General features: G+C 63.4%; 1 protein-coding gene. It reads right to left on the reverse strand.

What is annotated here, in order from left to right:
* On the reverse strand, nt 1-528 hold a 528-nt coding region (locus tag JK635_RS28645), incomplete at both ends, for an ATP-binding protein (protein ID WP_235888174.1).

A 528-nucleotide genomic window follows, 5' to 3' on the forward strand; every position in this document is an offset into this window, starting at 1 on the left:
GTTCCCTGCCGACTTCCCTTTCCGATGCTCAGTGTTCCGCCGAGATAAAGCGCACGTTCCTGCATGCCGCGCAGGCCCCACGACTCGTGCGCCAGCAGTCGTTCAGCGGAAATTCCTGCGCCGTCGTCCTCGATGTCCAATAGTAGGTGCGCCTGATCCAGGCGAACCGTGATGTTGACCACTGTTGCGTGGGCATGCCTGGCCACGTTGGTCAGGGCTTCCTGGACAATGCGGAACAGCATCGCCCCGCCGTCCGCCCCTACGACTGGCAGATCAGGTTCGATGACACACTGGCAATGCACGCCGGTCTGGACTTCGAGTTGACTGGCCTGCCACTCGATGGCTTCCCATACACCGAGCTGGTCCAGAACACTTGGCCGCAGATCTGCAATCACCCGCCGGACGGTATCGAGCGCGCTGTCCGCCTGCGCCATGGCTTCAGCCAGCAACGGTGCAGCCTGGGCATCGCTGCCAACGCGGCTGCTGGCCACCGACACGTAGGCCTTGATGCCTGTCAGCACGCCGCCC

Source organism: Neobacillus paridis, from assembly GCF_016765675.1.
In the GTDB taxonomy this organism is placed as follows: domain Bacteria; phylum Bacillota; class Bacilli; order Bacillales; family Cytobacillaceae; genus Neobacillus; species Neobacillus paridis.